General features: G+C 65.7%; 16 protein-coding genes and 1 pseudogene. 10 read left to right on the top strand and 7 right to left on the bottom strand.

Annotation, left to right across the window (positions count from 1 at the left end; genetic code table 11):
- Nucleotides 1–8: 8 nt before the first annotated feature.
- The gene (locus G6N08_RS05535; protein WP_163755082.1) at nt 9–896 is read left to right on the top strand and encodes an LpqN/LpqT family lipoprotein; all 888 of its coding nucleotides are present in this window, start codon (nt 9–11) and stop codon (nt 894–896) included.
- 122 nt (nt 897–1,018) lie between these two features.
- On the opposite strand, the gene G6N08_RS05530 is transcribed toward G6N08_RS05535, so the two are convergent.
- A complete protein-coding gene (locus G6N08_RS05530) occupies nt 1,019–1,624 on the bottom strand; it encodes a YqgE/AlgH family protein (protein ID WP_163755080.1) in 606 nt (201 codons plus the stop codon).
- Between the two features lie 247 nt (nt 1,625–1,871).
- Between G6N08_RS05530 and G6N08_RS05525 the strand changes: the two genes are divergently transcribed.
- Nucleotides 1,872–2,645, top strand: coding sequence for a TIGR03084 family metal-binding protein (locus G6N08_RS05525; protein ID WP_163755077.1), 774 nt, complete (start codon nt 1,872–1,874; stop codon nt 2,643–2,645).
- Between the two features lie 225 nt (nt 2,646–2,870).
- Here the strand turns inward: G6N08_RS05525 and G6N08_RS05520 are convergent, their stop codons facing one another.
- Together G6N08_RS05520 and G6N08_RS05515 are read right to left on the bottom strand one after the other, a co-directional pair.
- A complete protein-coding gene (locus G6N08_RS05520; protein WP_163755075.1) occupies nt 2,871–3,410 on the bottom strand; it encodes a pullulanase in 540 nt (179 codons plus the stop codon).
- Between the two features lie 36 nt (nt 3,411–3,446).
- Nucleotides 3,447–4,889 carry a CCA tRNA nucleotidyltransferase gene (locus G6N08_RS05515; protein WP_163755073.1) on the bottom strand — a complete coding sequence of 481 codons (1,443 nt, stop codon included), beginning with the start codon at nt 4,887–4,889 and terminating at the stop codon, nt 3,447–3,449.
- Nucleotides 4,890–5,041: 152 nt separating this feature from the next.
- Here G6N08_RS05515 and G6N08_RS05510 point away from each other — a divergent pair, with 152 nt between their 5' ends.
- The 8 genes and pseudogenes from G6N08_RS05510 to G6N08_RS05475 all read left to right on the top strand — a co-directional run bounded on the left by G6N08_RS05510 (nt 5,042) and on the right by G6N08_RS05475 (nt 16,035).
- Complete coding sequence (locus G6N08_RS05510; protein WP_163755071.1) at nt 5,042–5,797, top strand: NUDIX hydrolase; 756 nt, start codon at nt 5,042–5,044, stop codon at nt 5,795–5,797.
- Entirely contained in the window at nt 5,794–8,205 is a 2,412-nt protein-coding gene (locus G6N08_RS05505) for a hypothetical protein (protein WP_163755069.1), read from the top strand. The genes G6N08_RS05510 and G6N08_RS05505 overlap by 4 nt, the downstream gene beginning before the upstream one ends.
- A complete protein-coding gene (murJ, locus tag G6N08_RS05500) occupies nt 8,202–11,831 on the top strand; it encodes a murein biosynthesis integral membrane protein MurJ (RefSeq protein WP_218033341.1) in 3,630 nt (1,209 codons plus the stop codon). Before G6N08_RS05505 ends, murJ begins: the two co-directional genes overlap by 4 nt.
- Before the next feature lie 103 nt (nt 11,832–11,934).
- A complete protein-coding gene (gene sigM, locus G6N08_RS05495) occupies nt 11,935–12,534 on the top strand; it encodes an RNA polymerase sigma factor SigM (RefSeq protein ID WP_163755067.1) in 600 nt (199 codons plus the stop codon).
- 61 nt (nt 12,535–12,595) lie between these two features.
- Nucleotides 12,596–13,297 carry an RsmA family anti-sigma factor gene (locus G6N08_RS05490; protein ID WP_163755065.1) on the top strand — a complete coding sequence of 234 codons (702 nt, stop codon included), beginning with the start codon at nt 12,596–12,598 and terminating at the stop codon, nt 13,295–13,297.
- A 64-nt stretch (nt 13,298–13,361) separates the two neighbouring features.
- Nucleotides 13,362–14,361 (top strand): annotated as a pseudogene (gene trxB, locus G6N08_RS05485) (thioredoxin-disulfide reductase).
- Entirely contained in the window at nt 14,358–14,705 is a 348-nt protein-coding gene (gene trxA, locus G6N08_RS05480; RefSeq protein WP_163755063.1) for a thioredoxin, read from the top strand. The pseudogene trxB and the gene trxA overlap by 4 nt, the downstream one beginning before the upstream one ends.
- A 109-nt stretch (nt 14,706–14,814) precedes the next feature.
- Complete coding sequence (locus G6N08_RS05475) at nt 14,815–16,035, top strand: N-acetylmuramoyl-L-alanine amidase (RefSeq protein ID WP_163755062.1); 1,221 nt, start codon at nt 14,815–14,817, stop codon at nt 16,033–16,035.
- A gap of 4 nt (nt 16,036–16,039) precedes the next feature.
- Here the strand turns inward: G6N08_RS05475 and G6N08_RS05470 are convergent, their stop codons facing one another.
- From G6N08_RS05470 to rsmG, 4 genes are all read right to left on the bottom strand, one after another.
- Nucleotides 16,040–16,780 (bottom strand): acetyltransferase, encoded by a 741-nt coding sequence (locus G6N08_RS05470; RefSeq protein WP_163755059.1) that lies wholly within the window; start codon nt 16,778–16,780, stop codon nt 16,040–16,042.
- 308 nt (nt 16,781–17,088) lie between these two features.
- The gene (locus tag G6N08_RS05465) at nt 17,089–18,072 is read right to left on the bottom strand and encodes a ParB/RepB/Spo0J family partition protein (RefSeq protein WP_163755058.1); all 984 of its coding nucleotides are present in this window, start codon (nt 18,070–18,072) and stop codon (nt 17,089–17,091) included.
- Nucleotides 18,069–19,100 carry a ParA family protein gene (locus tag G6N08_RS05460; RefSeq protein ID WP_246216615.1) on the bottom strand — a complete coding sequence of 344 codons (1,032 nt, stop codon included), beginning with the start codon at nt 19,098–19,100 and terminating at the stop codon, nt 18,069–18,071. The genes G6N08_RS05465 and G6N08_RS05460 overlap by 4 nt, the downstream gene beginning before the upstream one ends.
- Entirely contained in the window at nt 19,097–19,795 is a 699-nt protein-coding gene (gene rsmG / locus G6N08_RS05455) for a 16S rRNA (guanine(527)-N(7))-methyltransferase RsmG (RefSeq protein WP_163756729.1), read from the bottom strand. The genes G6N08_RS05460 and rsmG overlap by 4 nt, the downstream gene beginning before the upstream one ends.
- Nucleotides 19,796–19,827: the final 32 nt, after the last annotated feature.

The following is a 19,827-nucleotide window of genomic DNA, read 5'->3' as shown; positions in this document are numbered from 1 at the left end:
CGAGGCGAATGGTGAAGACTGCTCGGGCCTGGCGGGTACTCGCAGCGTGGCTGGCCCTCGGGGCGATCGGTGTCCCCGGTTTTGCGGGCACCACCGCTTCGGCTGAACCTCTGCTGCCGGTGCCGCCGACCCCCACGCCGACGACGGTACCCCCCACCGCTGTGATCACCCCCGGTTCGGCCGCCAGCAGCAGGCCCGGCGCTGCCTCGCCGACGACGCCATATCCGTCCTTATCCCCTGCTCCTGCGGTTCCCACAACACCGCCGGCCGGGCCGACAGTGGTCCCGGCCACTTCGGGGACGCTTCGTGATTACCTGCAGACCAAAGGAGTCAAACTGGAGCCGCAAAAGCCACAAGGTTTCAACGCGCTCGATATCACATTGCCGATGCCGGCCGGCTGGTCGCAGGTGCCTGACCCCAACGTCCCGGACGCCTTTGTGGTGATCGCGGAACGGCCCAGCAGGAGCCTGTACACATCGAATGCTCAGGTGGTGGTCTACAAATTGATCGGCGACTTCGACCCGAGACAAGCTATCAGCCACGGCTATATCGACAGTCAGCAACTGCCCGCGTGGCGAACGACGAGAGCCTCATTGGCTGACTACGACGGTTTCCCGTCCTCGAACATCGAAGGAACCTACCGTCAGAACGACATGACGCTCAACACGTCGCGGCGCTACATCATTGCCGATTCGGCGCCGGACAGATACCTCGTGTCGCTGGCGGTGACCACCGACATCGCCGAAGCGGTCGCTGATGCGCCCGCAACGAACGCTATTCTCACCGGATTCCGTGTGACGGCGCCCGCGCCGGGCGCGCCGCCTGCTCCAGCGGCAGCGGGACTGAGCCGCTCATTGAGGTTACTGGGCGTCAACGCCGTTACCCCGTCGCAGTAGCACGGCCAGCTCCGCCACGCAGTACCCGGCTGCTCACTGCGAAAGGGTCGGCGTCCTGGCCGAAGCGGCCGGGTCGGCGCGGTGAACTCTGACCGCCGCGATGCGGTCTGGCTGTCGTTGACTCAGTTCCGGCTGATGTCGATCGGGTGGGTGGCCAGCAACGAAAGCGGCAGCGGCTGCCGTCGTAGCACCCGTGCCCACAAATCAGTCCTGGGCTCAGCCAGAACATCAGATGGCAAGGCCGACAATACGATCCAGTCGTCCCGCTCGATTTCTCCTTCGAGCTGTCCGATCGTCCACCCCGAATAACCCGCGAATATGCGCACACCTTCCACGAGCGGAGCAATCACGTCGGGGTCGGCGTCCAGGTCGACCATCGCCAGTCGCCCAGACACGTGCCGCAAACCCGGTACCCCTTGCGGATCGGCGCCCACCCGCAGCACCGACAGACATAGCGCCGCGTCGCGTTTCACCGGCCCCCCGATAAACATCGTTTTCGGTTTGGCAGCCAGCTTGGCCCACTGCGGCAAGACGTTGTACACAGCGGTCTCGCTGGGCCGGTTGAGCACCACACCCAATGTGCCGCCGCCGCTGTGCTCGACGATGTAGACCACGCTGCGGCGAAACGTCGGCTCGAGCAGAGCGGTGCTGGCCAATAACAATGTGCCCGCTCGCACTCGATGCGCGGTCGGTGCGACATAGTCCTCGGGGTCTTCGGGCTGCGCCACCCCACCATCATGGCACCCCGCGACAAGGCGACGAACAAGCGTGGCCGGTGACCGATGTGTGTTTCGCAGTTAACCTCAGGGGCGTGACGGGGCACAGCGTTGCCTCACATCACGCAGAAGACTTGGCGGTTCACCCGGCCGTATCCCCCGTCGGTGACGATCGGCGCGCCGCTTCCCGGGCTTGTTTCGATCAATGTCGCGGCGGCCCCCACACCCGATACAGCGTTGGCCCACGTAAAGTACCCCGGTGACCGATTGCGCCCCGATCGTGGCTGACCTGCGCACCGAAAGCGATGAGCTCGACGCGTTGGTCGCGCCGCTACCCGATGAGCGCTGGAGGGAACCGACGCCTGCGCCCGGCTGGACGATCGCCCACCAGATAGGCCACCTGTTGTGGACTGATCGGGTGGCGCTCACCGCAATCACCGATGCGGGCGGATTCGCCGAGCTGCTGAGGGCCGCATCGGTGAACCCCAGCGGCTTCGTCGACGCAGGCGCTGACGAATTTGCCGCATTACCCCCCACGCAGCTGCTCGAGGATTGGCGCTGCACCCGTACCCGCCTGCACGACGCGCTGCTCACGGTTCCCCAGGGCCGCAAACTGCCCTGGTTCGGCCCGCCGATGAGCGCGGCGTCGATGGCCACCGCGCGCTTAATGGAGACCTGGGCACACGGGCTCGATATCGCAGATACCCTCGGCGTCCGCAAGCCCCCTACCTCGCGGCTGCGCTCGATCGCTCATCTCGGTGTGCGCACCCGCGATTACGCGTTCACCATCAATGGGCTGACGCCGCCCGCCGAACCGTTTCGCATCGAGCTCCGGGCACCTGACGGCAGCATCTGGTCGTGGGGACCGGCAAACGCGACCCAGCGGATCACCGGCTCTGCCGAGGATTTCTGCTTCCTGGTTACCCAGCGGCGCCCGCCCAGCACCCTTGACATCACCGCTACCGGCGCCGAGGCGCGCCGTTGGCTGGGCGTCGCCCAAGCCTTCGCGGGGCCGCCGGGCCCCGGGCGATGAGAACGTCCCGAAAAGGACCGAGCGCCTCAGATCTGGTCGTCGGGCCTTTCACGTCAACAGTGCAGATGTTCTGCAGCAACGTTATTCGCCGTCAGCTGTCGCTTGTCGGCGCTAGCGCCCCGACGGGCCACACGCGCTCCCGCCGCCGCGACGACGTGCGGGTGGCTGCTCGTCGTCGTATCAGGGATTGTGGCCGACTGCGCACCCGGCGCGAACTCCTTGTCCTTACAGTGTCGCTGCCCCGTCAGCGGCGCCGTCACCGTCGGTATCGCTCAGTTTGATATCCCAGCGTCCGTCACCGTCGCTATCGACATACGCGGTGTGGTAACCGCCCGCGTCGTCGGCCAGCATCACTCGGTCGGCGGTTCCGTTGCCGTCTTGATCGAGTAGCCGGTCATCGGCATGTCCGTCGCCGTCGAAATCGATGAGTGGACCGCCGCTGTGCTCCGCTCCGTCAAGCCCGAACCACCGGAGGTTCCCGCCGGATGCCGGTGCTCCCCGCGCGACACCGTCGACCGCGATCGACCAGGTGCCGGAACCATCGTCAGTGAAGTAACTTTCCGGGGCGCCGTCATCGTCGAGGTCAAGCACCGCATGATCGGCGACGCCGTCCCCGTCAAGGTCGGCGAGCGCGTCATCACGCATTCCGTCGCCGTCGAAATCCAGGCTGAGGGCATCCAACCGGCCGTCGCCGTCGAGGTCCAGGTCGGGTTGGCCATCCCATATTCTGGCTGCGCCGTCACCGTCGCCCAGGCAATACTCCATACCTGTTCGGATGCTGCCCGATCACTGCGGGTTCCGCTACGCCTGCTGACGGCTCTGCCACCATGTCAGCAGCTCGGTGGTCGCCTCCTCGCGGGTCAGCGGTCCGCGGTCCAGCCGCAGCTCTTTGAGATAACGCCACGCCTCACCGACCTGCGGACCAGGCGGGATGCCCAGCACCTGCATGATTTGGTTCCCGTCCAAGTCCGGCCGCACCCGTTCCAAGTCCTCTTTAGCCGCCAGGGCGGCAATACGGGCCTCTAACCGGTCGTAGCTGGCCTGTAATCGCGCGGCCCGCCGGGCGTTGCGGGTAGTGCAATCGGCACGCACCAGTTTGTGCAGTCGTGGCAGCAGCGGCCCGGCGTCGGTGACATAGCGACGCACCGCCGAATCGGTCCACTTGCCGTCCCCGTAACCGTGAAACCGCAGATGCAGGTACACCAGCTGGGAGACGTCGTCGACCATTTGCTTGGAGTATTTCAGGGCCCGCAGGCGTTTCCGGACCATCTTGGCCCCGATCACCTCATGATGATGGAAGGTCACCGTGCCATTCGGTTCAAACCGGCGGGTGGCGGGCTTGCCGATGTCGTGCAACAGCGCCGCCCAGCGCAACACCAGGTCAGGACCGTTGTCCTCCAGAGCGATCGCCTGACGCAACACCGTCAATGAATGCTGATAGACGTCTTTGTGCTGGTGGTGCTCGTCGATCGCCATCCGCATCCCGCCCACCTCGGGCAGGACCACGTCGCCCATCCCGGTCTGCACCAGTAGGTCGATGCCGGCGACCGGGTCGGCGCCGAGCAGCAACTTGTCCAGCTCAGCGGCCACCCGCTCCGGGGTGACTCGGGCCAGCTGGGACGCCATCTCTTCGATCGCCGCGCGGACCCGCGGTGCGACGGTGAAGCCCAGTTGTGACACGAACCTGGCGGCACGCAGCATCCGCAGGGGATCGTCACCGAAAGACACCGGCGGCGGCGCGGGCGTGTCCAATACTCCTGCGCGCAGCGCCGCCAAACCGCCGAGGGGATCGAGGAACTCGCCTGCTCCCGTCGGCGTGATTCGCACCGCCATGGCGTTGACGGTGAAATCGCGGCGCACCAGGTCGTCCTCGAGACGGTCTGCGTAACGCACCTGCGGTTTGCGCGACACCTGGTCATAGCGGTCGGCGCGAAATGTCGTGATCTCAAGGCGGTGATTGCCCTTGCCGACGCCGACGGTCCCGAATGCGATCCCGGTGTCCCACACGGCGTCGGCCCACCGCCGCAGGATTTGTTGGACCTGCTCAGGGCGGGCGTTGGTGGTGAAGTCTAGATCCGGACTCAGCCGGTTCAGTAATGCGTCCCGCACCGAGCCGCCGACCAGGTACAACTCATGACCGGCGGCGGCGAACGCCGAACCCAGCTCGCGCAACAGGTCGGCGTGGCGGTTCAGCGCGACCGCGGCAGTGGTCAGCAGGTCGCAGTCCTGGGCGGTTTCGGGCACGTTCGACTAGCCTAGTCGGGCGACAACGTGCGCTGCCCCGGCAGCGTGAGGAGGAGCTGAGCGGCCGGCCCGCGCGCCGCCGTCCAGCCCCAGTCGGGTTGCACGGCGAGTACACCCTGGAGGCCCGACCCGTGCCAGCTACTATCGCTTGGGTGTCGGACGGCGAACAAGCCAAAGCCCGTCGGCGCCGCGGTCGGCGCCGCGGTCGTCGGGCTGCCGATCCCGCCGACAAACGCGTCAACAGCCAAGCGGTCGCGGAGGCCCCGGCCAAAGCTCCGGGTAAGACGCCGCCGCAGCCTTCAGGCCGGGCGCGGCGCACGTCGCGGCGGCTGCGCACCGTCCACGAAACCTCTGCCGGCGGGCTGGTTATCGACGGCATCGACCGGCCGCGGGAGGAGCAGGTTGCGGCTCTGATCGGACGTGTTGATCGGCGTGGACGGATGTTGTGGTCATTACCCAAGGGCCACATCGAGCTCGGTGAGACCGCCGAGCAGACCGCGATCCGTGAGGTCGCGGAAGAAACCGGAATCCACGGCAGTGTATTGGCCGCGCTGGGAAGTATTGACTACTGGTTCGTCACCGAGGGACGGCGGGTGCATAAAACGGTGCACCACTATCTGATGCGTTTTGCCGGTGGCCAGCTGTCCGACGATGACGTGGAGGTCACCGAAGTGGCGTGGGTTCCGCTTTGCGAACTGCGGTCTCGGTTGGCCTACGCCGATGAGCGGCGACTGGCCGAGGTAGCCGATGAATTGATCGACAAGTTGCAGACCGGCGGCCCGGGCGCGCTACCCCCGCTGCCGCCCAGTGCGCCGCAGCGACAGCCCCAGACGCATTCGCGGACCCGCTATCGCCGTCCCGACAAACCCGCCCCGGGCCGGAAGAACGGTCACGGTCCAGACCCGTGACCATGCTGCGGCTCCGGCGGGCGGTCGTGTCGCGCCTCGCCGTGGTTGCCGGCATCGTAGCCGGTTTGGGAACTCTGCTCATGGCACCCATGACGGCGCCCCACGTTGCGGCCGGCGAGCCCGGTTCCGGGTCATTTGTTCAGGTGCGAGTCGATCAAGTCACCCCGGACGTGGTCACCACCACCAGCGAGCCCGTCATCACAGTCACCGGGACGGTGACCAATGTCGGCGACCGCGCAGTCCGGGATGTGATGGTCCGCCTTGAACGCGCCACTGCGATCGCGTCATCAGCAGGGTTGCGTTCCGCCCTCGACGGTGCCACCGACCAATATGAGCCAATCGCCGACTTCGTCACCGTCGCAGCCGAACTACAGCGGGGCCACCACGCCGGCTTCACCTTGTCGGCTCCGGTGCACTCGCTAGCCGGGCCGTCGTTGGCCATCGAACAACCCGGTGTCTACCCGGTTCTCGTCAATGTCAACGGGACACCCGATTACGGCGCACCCGCCCGCCTCGATAATGCCCGGTTTCTCCTGCCCGTAATGGGGGTGCCACCGTATGGCGGGTCGTCCGCGGACACGCTGGCCTCAATGGTGGCCCCCGATACCTCCAAACCCATCCAGATCACCATGTTGTGGCCGCTGGCCGACCGCCCGCGGCTGGCTCCCGGAGTGCCCGGTGGCACCCATCCGGTCCGGCTGGTTGACGACGAGTTGGCGACCTCGCTGGCGCCCGGCGGGCGGTTGGACGTTTTGCTTTCCGCCGCCGAGTTCGCGACCCGGCATGACGTGGACCCCGACGGCGCGGTTGGCCGCTCGTTGTGCTTAGCCGTCGACCCGGACCTGCTGGTAACCGTCAACGCGATGACCGGGGGTTACGTGGTATCCGACTCTCCCGACAGTACCGCCCAACAGCCCGGCACCCCCACCCACCCGGGCACCGGGCAAGCCGCCGCGGTGCTGTGGTTAGACCGGCTACGCGCCCTCGCGCACCGAATGTGCGTCGCGTCGACCCCGTACGCGCAAGCCGATCTTGACGCATTGCAGCGGATCAACGACCCCGGGTTGAGTGCGATCGCCACCCGCGACACGAGCGACATCGTCGACAAGATCCTGGGCACCTCCTCGACCAGAGGAGTCACCCTGATCGCAGACGGTCCATTGACCAACCGGATCACCGATTTGCTCAGCGCCAACGGCGCCACCGTGGCCGTCGCGGCCGCCGGTTTTTCTGAGCGCGCCTCCGCAACCAGCGCCACCGCTGATCACGCCCCTGACCTCGCGCCGCGGCGAATATCACCGCAGGTCGTGACCGCGCCATTCGACCCGGCGGTCGGCGCAGCACTGGCAGCCGCGGGCGCCCAGCCGGTAATACCGACCTATGCCGACGCCGCACTGGCGATTCCTCTCCAGCACGACTCGAGCATCGCTCGTCGTCAGGATGCTTTGGGGTCGATGTTATGGCGCAGCCTGCAACCAGGGGTGGCGCCGCGCACCCAGATCTTAATGCCGCCGGCGTCGTGGAGTTTGCAGGCCGACGACGCGCAGGCCATCCTCACCACCTTGGCAACCACAATTCGCTCAGGTTTGGCGGTGCCGAGACCGCTGCCAGCAGTGATCGCGCACGCCGAGGCGGTCACCGGAGCACCTCAGCCGGTGGGCCCCGATCCCGATGTGCGCGGGCGATTCACCGATGACATCGTTAGCCAGGTCGCCTTTCAGGTGGGCCGACTGTGGGGCCTGACCTCGGCGCTGACCGCCGACCCCCGCACCGGACTGACTGGCGCCCAGTACACCGCACCGTTGCGTGAGGACATGCTGAGAGCGCTCAGCCAGTCCGAGCCCCCCGATATCCGCAACGAGCTGGCTCAGCAGCGCTTGGCGATTGTCGGCGACACCATCGGTGATCTGTTCGCAGCGGTGACGATCGTCAATCCCGGTGGCTCCTACACCCTGGCCACTGAACACAGTCCGCTGCCGCTCGCGCTGCATAACGGCCTGGCTGTTCCGATCCGGGTGCGGCTGAATGTCGACGCGCCACCCGGCATGACGGTGACCGACATCGGGGAGATCGAGTTGCCTCCCGGGTATCTGCCGCTCCGCGTCCCCATCGAGGTGAACTTCACTCAACGGGTGGCCGTGGACGTGTCCCTGCACACCCCGGATGGTTTGCCGCTCGGAGAGCCGGTCCGCTTGTCGGTACACTCCAACGCCTACGGCAAGGTGCTGTTTGCGATCACACTGACCGCCGCCGGGGTGCTGATCGCACTGGCGGGCCGTCGGCTCTGGCACCGCTTCCGGGGTCAACCGGATCGCGCCGATTTCGACCGCCCGGAACCGCCCGTGGCGACAGGCGCCGGCCTGCCTGATGACATCGATAACCGCATGGACGAAGAGCACCGAGTATGACACCCGCGGGCCGGCGTGTGCCGCCATTGCTCCCGCCGCACACTCCATCACAGGCGACGGCGCTGCCGCGCTCCGCGCACGCGGCGTCGCAGTCCAGGTTTGAGCTCTCAGACGCCGCTGTGGTGTCGCGTTCGTGGGGTATGGCGTTGGCAACCCTGGTCAGCCGGATCACCGGATTCGCTCGAATCGTGTTGCTGGCGGCGATCTTGGGGGCTGCACTATCGAGTGCCTTCTCGGTCGCCAACCAGTTGCCCAACCTCGTCGCGGCGCTGGTGCTGGAGGCGACATTCACAGCGATCTTCGTCCCGGTGCTGGCCCGCGCCGAGCAGAACGACCCCGATCGTGGCGCGGCGTTCGTGCGGCGTCTCGTCACACTGGCCACCAGCGTGCTGCTAGCGGCCACTGTGCTGTCGGTGTGCGCTGCACCGCTGCTGGTGCGCCTGATGCTCGGGCACACTCCTCAGGTCAACGAACCGCTCACTACCGCGTTCGCCTACCTGTTGTTACCACAAGTGATTTTCTATGGCCTGTCGTCGGTGTTCATGGCGATCCTGAACACCCGGAACGTGTTCGGCCCGCCGGCTTGGGCGCCGGTGGTCAATAACGTTGTCGCGATCGCGACCCTCGGCCTCTACGTGTTAGTACCCGGAGAGCTGTCGGTAGACCCGGTGCGGATGGGCAACCACAAGCTGCTGGTACTGGGGATTGGCACCACGTCAGGGGTGATCGCCCAGACCGCGGTGCTGCTGGTGGCTTTGCGACGCCAACACGTCAGCCTGCGCCCACTGTGGGGAATCGATCAACGGCTCAAACGCTTCGGCGCCATGGCGGCCGCCATGGTGCTTTACGTACTGATCAGCCAGCTCGGTCTCGTGGTGACCAACCAGATCGCCAGTACCGCAGCAGCGTCGGGTCCCGCGATCTACTACTACACCTGGCTGGTGTTGATGCTGCCGTTCGGCATCGTCGGGGTGACGGTATTGACCGTGGTTATGCCGCGGCTAAGCCGCAATGCGGCCGCCGATGACACCGCAGCCGTGCTCGCCGATCTCTCGCTGGCCACGCGTCTGACCATGATCACGCTGATTCCCACGGTGGCGGTCATGACCGTCGGCGGCCCGGCAATCGGCAGCGCACTGTTCGCCTACGGTCATTTCGGCGACGTCGACGCAGGGTATCTGGGTGCGGCGATCTCGTTATCGGCGTTCACACTGATCCCTTATGCGCTGGTGTTACTTCAGCTGCGCGTCTTTTACGCACGAGAGCAGCCCTGGACGCCGATCGCGATCATCGTCGTCATCACCACCGTGAAGGTCGTCGCGTCGGTACTGGCGCCCCACCTCACCGATGACCGTGCGTTGGTCGCCGGTTATCTCGGATTTGCCAACGGTCTCGGGTTCCTGGCCGGTGCGATCGTCGGCTACTACCTGCTGCGGCGCACGTTGCGGCCAGCTGGCGGGCACCTGGTCGGCGTCACGGAAGTGCGAACCATTCTGGTGACCCTCGCGGCCTCGCTGTCGGCCGCTCTGATCGCCCGTGTGTCGGATTGGTTGCTCGGACTGGCTGTGCTGACAACCCACAGCGGCGGAGTTGGCTCGCTACTGCGGCTTTTCGCGCTCACCGCGGTGATGCTGCCGGTCATGGCGGCGGTCATGCTGCGCGCGCAGCTGCCGGAGGCACACGCTGCACTGGATGTTGTCAGCCGATGGATCACCCGCGGACACGGTCGACCACACGCGAAGCGGCGGGCAGGGTTCATGCCCTTCGGACATCACATGCCCGGGCGCACCCGACTGAGGGCGGCCCGCAGCAAAACAGCCCCCACCGTTCGACCACCCGTCCGCAGTGGGTTCACGTACCCTAAGCACAGGAATCCGTTAACGCCAAGGGGATATGCGGTCCCGGAGCCGATCCGGGACCCGAGAGGAAAGGTAGCCGGGGCGGCTGTAGGGAAAGGACCGGAGGTGACCGATCACCCATCCGACACCGCCTCACCGAGCGCCACGTCGGACACCGAGCTGCCGCGGTCGGCGCTGCACCGGCCCGATGAGTCCAGCGCCCGCTTCTCGGACAATCCACTCCCCGAGCCGCGTCCGCGGGAGACCCCGTGGGAACAGAGTGCACCTTCGTCGGCGCCTCAGGACGTGGTCCACCTGGTTCCTGGCGCCCGGGTGGCCGGGGGACGTTACCGGCTGTTGGTCTTTCACGGCGGTGCACCTCCCCTGCAGTTCTGGCAAGCGCTGGACACGGCTTTAGACCGGCAGGTCGCGCTGACCTTCGTGGACCCGGATGGAGCACTACCTGACGAGGAACGGCAGGAAATCCTGTCCCGTACGTTGCGGCTGAGCCGCATCCACACGCCCGGTATTGCCCGAGTGCTCGACGTCGTGCGCACCGGCGCAGGCGGTTTAGTGGTTGCTGAGTGGGTCCGCGGCGGTTCGTTACAAGAAGTCGCCGACACCGCGCCGTCCCCAGTCGGCGCCGTACGGGCGATGCAGTCGTTGGCCGCGGCCGCTGACGCCGCGCACCGATTGGGCGTGGCGCTGTCACTCGATCACCCCAGCCGGGTGCGGGTGAGCATCGACGGCGATGTGGTGCTGGCCTACCCGGCAACCATGCCCGATGCCAATCCGCAAGACGACATCCGCGGAATCGGCGCCACCCTGTATGCACTTTTGGTCAACCGGTGGCCGCTGCCCGAATCGGGTGTGCGCAGCGGGTTGGCGCCGGCTGAGCGTGATGCCACCGGGCAGCCCCTCGATCCGTGCGTGATCGACCCCGATATCCCGTTCCAGATCTCGGCAATCGCCGTCCGGTCAGTCCAGCAGGACGGCGGGATACGCAGCGCCTCAACGCTTTTGAATCTCCTGCAGCAGGCGGCCGTCGTCGCCGACCGCACCGAGGTGTTGGGCCCGATCAACGATCCGGTGTCGCTGCCCGATCCCTTCTACCACGCGGCACCCGTCGACGAGGAGGTCCGCGCCCGGCGCCGCCGGAACCTGCTCATCGGCATTGGTGCCGCACTGGCGATCATCGCGGTGGCGTTGCTGGTGCTGGCCTCGGTGCTCAGCCGCATCTTCGGTGATGTCGGCGGCGGACTCGACAAAGCCAGACTGGGCCTCAACACGCCTTCCACAACCGCGTCGGCGTCTGCCAGCCGTTCAGCGCCGGCTGGGAGCATCGTTAAACCCGTGCGGGCAACGGTGTTCTCGCCGGGTGGTGACCCCGACAACCCCAGCCAGGCCGGGTTGGCAATCGACGGTGATCCCGCCACGGTATGGGCGACCGACACCTACAACGACGCCGTGCCGTTCCCCGGCTTCAAAAGCGGCGTCGGGCTGTTGTTGCAGCTGCCGCAGCCGACGGTCGTCGGCGCTGTTGCGATCGACATCTCCAGCACCGGCACCGTCGTGCAGATTCGCTCGTCGGCAACGGCGACACCGGTCAAACTCGACGACACCACACCGCTGACCCCGCCGGTACCGTTGCACCCCGGACACAACGACATCCCGGTGAAAACATCCGCGCCCACCTCGAATCTGCTGGTGTGGATCTCCACGCTGGGAAATACCGGCGGTAAAAGCCGCGCCGACGTCTCCGAGGTCACCGTGCGGGCCGCTTCCTGATTCACCACTAGCCCCCCTCGCGTCCCCGCGCCGGCGCGCCCGGGTGCAGAGGAACGCGCAGGGGTGAAGTGCCGCAGGCCGCTTGATTGGTTACTGTCCGGCCGTGGGTTTCAGGACCGGCAACCGGCTGCACCGCAGTGACGCCGAGCTGCTTGCCGCCCACGTTGCCGGTGACCCTTATGCGTTCGAAGAGTTATTTCACCGTCATAAACGTCGGCTTCACCGGCTCGCCCAGCTCACCAGCCGCAATCCGGAGGATGCCGCCGATGCGGTACAGGACGCGATGCTCTCCGCGCATCGCGGTGCGCGTTCTTTTCGCCACGATGCTGCGGTCAGCAGCTGGCTGCACCGCATCGTGGTCAACGCCTGTTTAGATCGGTTGCGCCGCAACAAGACACGCCCAACTGCCGCCCTGGAAGACGTGCACCCGGTGCCCGACCGAACCGCTCAGGTCGATACTGCGATCGTGGTGCAGCAGGCACTGATGGGTCTGCCCGTCGAGCAGCGCGCGGCCGTCGTCGCCGTCGATATGCAGGGCTACTCGATCGCCGACACCGCCCGGATGCTTGGGGTGGCCGAGGGCACCGTCAAGAGTCGATGTGCCCGGGCCCGGGCCCGGCTCGCAGCGGTTCTCGGCTCCCTCGACACCCGCCCCGGCGAGCCCCCGGGTGATCCGCACAGCCCGGCAAATCCCGTCGATTGACACGTGCCGTTACCTGAGCTGTGGATGGCGGCCCGGCTGGGTATGACGGACACTGGGGCGGATGAGGCATACCGAGTCCGATCCGGTGGAGCAACCAGACCGGGCGACGTCCGGCACCTCGATGGCCGAGGCGCGTCCTGAGGATCCACGGTCGAACCATCGTCACGACGCTGCCGCAGCGGCGGCACGCGGGTCCGGGCGCAGCTATCCGATCGCAGCGATCCGGAGAGCGCTGGCGGGCATCGCGGTCTTGCGCTGCTCGAATGTTTCCGCAGCATGCGTCCCCCACAATGCGGTCCATGCCGCCCGGCCGCGTCCCTTCCCGGCGAAGGTGCTCGCCGCGATGGCCGGCCTGGGGGCGCTCACCGCCGTGGTCGTGCTGGGAACAGCGGCGCTGCTGCGGGCACCGGCCCCCACCCCCAGCACACCGGCGACCGCCCAGTACATCACGGTCTCGCCCCCGGCCATTCCGCTCTCCGAGGCAGAAATCCTGGCCCTGCTCCACCGCACACCCGACTACGGTGCGCTGAGCACCCCCGCACACCGCGCGTCGTGTCTCAACGGCCTCGGTTATGCCACGTCTACCCAGGTATTCGGCGCCCGGCCGATCGAGATCAACGGGCGTTCCGGCGTGCTGCTGGTGCTGCCAGCGGATAAACCCGACCGCCTCGCGGTGCTGGTGGTGGCATCGCACTGCAATGCAGCAGATACACAGTTGTTGGCCAGCACCTGGGTCGCCCGCCCTGAGGGGTTCACCGGATGAGCGGCCCTTAGGCTTGGTGTTGGCAGACGTCTGACCGGAGGTCGTGGGAACAGCAGTACCCACGCTGGTGTTGGTAGACGTCTGTAGACACTGGCACTGCGGTGCATACCGGAGAGGCTTGTATGGTTGGCGCGGGTATACGGCGGCGTTGTATGCGGCGCGTGCGCAGTTGGCGCCGCTGGTGTTTGAGGGGACGTCGTTTGGTGGTGCGCTGATGACCACGACGGAGGTGGAGAACTATCCGGGGTTTCGGGAGGGGATCACCGGGCCGCAGTTGATGGAGGAGATGCGCGAGCAGGCGCTGCGGTTTGGTGCGGATTTGCGGATGGAAGATGTGGAGGAGGTCTCGCTGCAGGGGCCGGTGAAATCGGTGGTGACTGCCGAGGGCCGTTATCAGGCGCGGGCGGTGATTTTAGCGATGGGCGCGGCGGCGCGGTATTTGGATGTGCCCGGTGAGCAGGAGTTTTGGGCCGCGGGGTTAGTTCGTGTGCCACCTGTGACGGGTTTTCTTTCGTGATCAAGATGTCGCGGTGATCGGCGGTGGGGATTCGGCGATGGAAGAGGCGCTGTTTTTGACCCGGTTTGCCCGCAGCGTCACCATCGTGCATCGCCGTGAGCAGTTCCGGGCGTCGAAAATCATGCTGGATCGCGCCCGCCACAACGACACGATTCGGTTTATGACCAACCATGTGGTGCTCGCCGTGCACGGTGATACCCGTGTGACCGGATTGCAGTTGCGTGATACCCGCACCGGTGCCCACACCACGCTGGCAGTCAGCGGAGTGTTCATCGCCATCGGTCACGAGCCGCGCTCACAGCTGGTGCGCGGCATCATCGACTTAGACCCCGACGGCTATGTGCTGGTCCAGGGACGCACCACCCACACTTCCCTCGACGGTGTGTTCGCCGCCGGCGACCTGGTGGACCGCACCTACCGGCAGGCCGTCACCGCCGCCGGCAGCGGTTGCGCCGCCGCCATCGACGCCGAACGCTGGCTGGCCGAACACGCACACATACCTGCCGACACCGACGGTACCGACACCTTGATTGGAGCACAGCGATGACCAGCGCGGCCAACACCCCCAAAGAAGTTTCGGACTCCTCCTTCGCCACCGAGGTCTTGTCCAGCACCAAACCGGTACTCGTCGACTTCTGGGCGACGTGGTGCGGTCCGTGCCGGATGGTGGCACCGGTTCTGGAGGAGATCGCCGCCGAAAAAGCCGGGCAACTGACGGTCGCCAAGCTGGACGTGGACGCTAACCCCGAAACAGCGCGCAATTTTCAGGTGGTATCGATCCCGACCTTGATCTTGTTCAAAGACGGTCAGCCGGTGAAACGGATCGTGGGCGCCAAGGGGAAGGCCGCGTTGCTGCGAGAACTGTCCGACGCCGTTCCCGACCTCGTCTAGTTACCCTCTCCGTCGCCACGCGTTATCCCGCAGTCGATCAGGGTCTGCGACAATACCGCGTAGCCGCCTTGCACCGGCGGCGGTGTCTGTGGTTCCCGGAAGGCCTGTGATGTCGAGTCCCCGCCGCGAAGAGAGCGAGGTGCTGCGGCTCGGTGACCGCGGTCCGGCGGTCACCGAGATTCGGGCTAAGCTGGCAGCCTTAGGTCTGCTGGACAATCCTGACGAAGACCTCGCCACCGGCAAACACGTCGCACTCGATGTTTTCGACGAGGAGCTGGATCGGGCGGTGCGGGCGTTCCAGCAGCATCGGGGACTGCTTGTCGACGGCATCGTCGGAGAAGCGACTTACCGCGCCTTGAAAGAAGCCTCGTACCGTCTCGGTGCCCGCACGCTCTATCACCAATTCGGCGCCCCCATGTACGGTGACGATGTCGCCACGCTGCAAGCCCGGCTGCAAGATCTCGGCTTTTATACCGGCCTGGTGGACGGCTATTTCGGGTTGCAAACCCACAACGCGTTGATGTCCTACCAGCGCGAGTACGGGCTGTACGCCGATGGGATCTGTGGCCCAGAGACGCTGCGCTCCTTATACTTTCTCAGCTCACGGGTCACGGGCGGTTCGCCGCACGCTATTCGTGAAGAAGAGCTGGTCCGCCGGTCCGGTCCAAAGCTATCCGGCAAGCGGATCATCATCGACCCCGGCCGCGGCGGCGCCGATCACGGTCTGGTGATGCAGGGGCCCGCCGGACCGATCAGTGAGGCAGAGCTCCTGTGGGACTTGGCAAGCCGTCTTGAAGGCCGAATGACCGCCATCGGCATGGAAACGTTCCTGTCCAGGCCGATTCACAGCAGCCCAACCGACGCCGAACGCGCGGGCACCGCGAACGCGGTCGGTGCAGATCTGATGATCAGTCTGCGCTGTGCCACCCAGCCAACCCCGGCCGCGAATGGTGTGGCCTCGTTTTACTTCGGCAATTCGCACGGTTCGGTGTCCACCATCGGCCGCAATCTCGCGGACTTTATTCAACGGGAAATTGTGGCCCGCACCGGTTTACGCGATTGCCGTACTCACGGCCGGACCTGGGATCTGTTGCGCCTGACCCGGATGCCCACCGTTCAGGTTGATGTCGGCTATATCAGCAACCCCAACGACCGGGCAATGCTGGTTACTGCGCAAACTCGGGATGCCATCGCCGAAGGTATCCTGGCCGCGGTCAAGCGGCTTTACCTGCTCGGCAAGAATGATCGACCCACCGGCACGTTTACCTTCGCTGAGCTGCTTGCCCACGAGTTATCGGCGGAGCAGACGAGCCGGCTCAGCGGTCCTTAGCGGCTCACTGGTCAACCAGCGACCCACCCGCTGGCACCGCGTGCTCCAACTGTGCGTTTTCCAGCAACCGTTCCAGGGCGGCCTCCACCTCAGCCTTCCATCCAAGGCCTTTATCTAACTCGAGCCGCAGCCGCGGGAAATACTGGTGGGGTGCGACCACCACAAACCCCACATCGCGCAAGAATTCCGCATCAATCACACAATGCTCCACGGAGCAGTCGCCGAGACATTCCACCACGGGCCGCATGGCGGGATCGATCATCCGCGGGTCTTGCAGTTCGGCGGTTGCCGGCGTGCGCCCGAAAGCCTCCAAAGCGCGGACACCGCGCCGCACTAATTCGTCAACCACACGGGTGATCAGACTTCGGCGCAGGTCGTCGGTGGTGTGCCCGGGTTCGATACCCATCGACGTGAGCAGGATGGCATCAGCGGAAACGGGAGCGGTCGGCATGCGATGCGCCCTCGGCACCGTGCGGGGCGGCGCGTAAAGGACATAACCAACGCAAGGCCGCTCCCCGCCCTCATCGTCGGCATCACCGGCCCGGATCATGCGAGCCACCTGGCCGCACGAACCCCATTCCAGCATGACCATTGACAGCCAGGCTTCCTTCTCAAACTCCGGGTCGGTGAGATGATCCTCTGCACCGAGGGTGGCGGGATCCACCTCCCAGAAGACACACCGGCGTGCATGTTTGGGAAGTTGCTCAAAAGCTTCAAGCCGTAGCGGTTGGATGTGGACGGACACTAGACTCCTGGCTTCGGCGCGTGCCGACTTTACCGCAGCTGGCCAGCTCCGGACGCCCCGGGCTGGCGTCCCGGCCTGGCGAACCTGCTCCCAGCAACCCCTATAAGGATAAAAGGGATCCCGGCCGCCCGGCCACTGCGCCGGTGATCGGACCCTTGTTCCGGCTATTCCCGTACCCGATCCGGGTTCTGGGCCGAAAACTGTTGATCCACAATTGATTTCTACGTGCGGCAGAGCCTCCTGCAACCGGCTTTCCGGCTACCGGGGGCGGTAATGTCACAGTGACGTAACGACGTGGTGTCTCTGGATCAGGGTTTTAGTCCGTTGACCAGGTCGACAATGCGTTGCAAATCGTCCACCGAGCCGAACTCGACGACTATCCGGCCTTTGCGTTTGCCGAGGCTGACCGTGACCCGGGTGTCAAGCGCCGCCGACAACCGCTCGGCAACGTCCTGCAGCCCCGGCATCTGGATGGGCTTGCGCCGTGGCGGCGTCGGTGTCGACGCGCCACCACGGTTGGCCAGCATCACGGCTTCCTCTGTGGCGCGCACCGAGAGCCCTTCGGCGACAATCCGCGCTGCCAGCTCTTCTTGTGCCTCTGGACCGGCTTCCAAGGACAGCAACGCTCGGGCGTGACCCGCCGACAAGATTCCGGCGGCCACCCGCCGTTGTACGGTGAGCGGCAGCCGCAGTAACCGGATCATGTTGGTGATCACCGGGCGGGACCGTCCGAGGCGAGCGGCCAGTTCATCATGGGTCACGCCAAATTCGTCGAGCAGCTGCTGGTAGGCCGCTGCCTCTTCCAACGGGTTGAGCTGGACCCGGTGGATGTTTTCCAGCAAAGCGTCGCGTAGCAGGTTGTCGTCACCCGTCTCGCGCACAATGGCCGGGATCGTGCTCAGCCCTGCCTCTTGCGCTGCGCGCCAGCGCCGCTCCCCCATCACAATCTGATAGCGCGTGCCATTGTGGGAATTGTGGGACCCGTCTAGGGCGCGCACGACGATCGGCTGCAGCAGCCCGAACTCGCGGATCGAGTGCACCAGTTCAGCGTGGGCCTCCTCGTCGAACACCTGTCGCGGCTGGCGGGGATTCGGCTCGATCGCTGCCGGGTCGATCTCCCGATACACTGCGCCCATACCCGTCTCCGGAACCGGCTTACCCAGGACGACATCGGCTGCAGCATCCCCCATCCGCGGTCCCAGCTGCGGGGAGGTGCTGTCAGATGGTCCGGTAGGGATCAGGGAAGCCAGGCCCCGGCCGAGGCCGCCTTTCCTGCGTAACGGCTGAGTCATGGTTGCCCCTTTGCGGATGGTGGTTGATCGCGTTCGGCGAGTTCGCGACTCGCGTCGAGGTAGCTCATGGCACCGCGGGAACCGGGATCGTAATCGATGATGGTCATGCTGTATCCCGGTGCCTCCGACACCTTGACACTGCGCGGGATGACGGTGCGTAAAACTTTGCTGCCGAAATAGCGTCGCACTTCATCGGCGACCTGGTCCGCGAGTTTCGTGCGGCCGTCGTACATGGTGAGGATGACAGTCGTCACCTCGAGCGTGGGGTTCAGGTGGGCCTTCACCATCTCGATGTTGCTCATCAACTGCGAGACCCCCTCGAGGGCGTAGTACTCGCATTGGATGGGGATCAAAACCTCGGGTGCGGCGACGAGTGCGTTGATGGTCAGTAACCCAAGCGATGGGGGACAGTCGATGAACACGTAGTCGAAATCAAACCGGTCCAGCTCGGCCAGTGCGGTACGGAGCCGGTTTTCCCGGGCCACCATACTCACCAGCTCGATCTCCGCCCCGGCGAGATCGATGGTGGCCGGTACACAGAACAACCGCTCATTGTGCGGGCTGCGCCGTAGTGCCGTGTGCAACCGAATTTCACCCAGCAGCATCTCGTAAGAAGAGGGGGTGCCGGAATGCCGTTCCGTGATACCGAGCGCCGTACTGGCGTTACCTTGCGGGTCCAGGTCGATGACCAAGGTTTTAAGTCCCTGAATGGCGAGCGCGGCTGCGAGGTTGACGGCTGTTGTTGTTTTACCGACGCCGCCTTTTTGGTTCGCGATGGTGAAGAGGCGCCGGTTTCGGGGGCGTGGGAGTCGGCCGTGCGCGGTATGCAAAACCTGCATTGCGCGCTCTGCCTCCGCGCCGATCGGGGTATCGAATTCGTCGGAGGTTTCACGTGAAACATCGGGCCTGGGCGGCCCGGTCAATCCCGGTGGATGCGACACCGGCACCGGAGATGCGTATGGCGCCGACGATGCCGGCCGCGATCCATGCCCGGGTGTCATCGCCGGGGGATCTGGTGGCGAACTCATCGCGGTCGCCTGCTGCCCGTCCGCATATGCCTCCGTTGTACGCGCCTCCCCCGTCGTGCCAGCACGACGGTGGCGGGAGGACGTAAGTAGTTCACGCCACACCTCACTACCCTGACATCAACTGCGCCCAAATCGTTCATCACACGCCGATACCGCTGCACTTCCTCCGCGGCACGCTCTCCTTTAATTGCAACCAGCAGCCCGCCCGGCCGCAGAAGTGGCACGCTCCACATTGCCAGCCGGTCCAGGCCGGCCACCGCCCGTGAGACTGTCGCATCCATCTCGCCGATCATTTCCCGGATGTGGTCTTCTTCGGCCCGGCCCCGCACGACCTGCACTGGCAACCTGAGTTCGTCAACGACTTCATTCAAAAACTCGCTTCGTCGCAACAGCGGTTCGAGAAGCACCATCTGCAGATCTGGGCGGGCGATTGCGAGCGGCACACCGGGCAACCCAGCGCCGCTCCCGATGTCCACCACCCGCGCACCCTGGGCGAGCACTTCCGCCACCGCCGCACTGTTCAGGACGTGACGATCCCAGATGCGACTCGCTTCCCGAGGACCGAGAATTCCCCGCTCCACTCCCGCGCCGGCCACCATCGTCGCGTACTTCTCGGCGATATCCAGTCGCGATCCAAACACCACTTTTGCCGCTTCCGGCAGCGCACCGACCGCGACATGTTTCACGTGAAACAGTCCTCCACTCTGTGGCGGCCCCGTACGCCAGA

It is taken from the genome of Mycobacterium botniense (assembly GCF_010723305.1).
Taxonomy (GTDB): Bacteria; Actinomycetota; Actinomycetes; order Mycobacteriales; family Mycobacteriaceae; genus Mycobacterium; species Mycobacterium botniense.
Note: the sequence above shows the minus strand (reverse complement) of the source record. Positions and strands in the feature narration are given on the sequence as shown.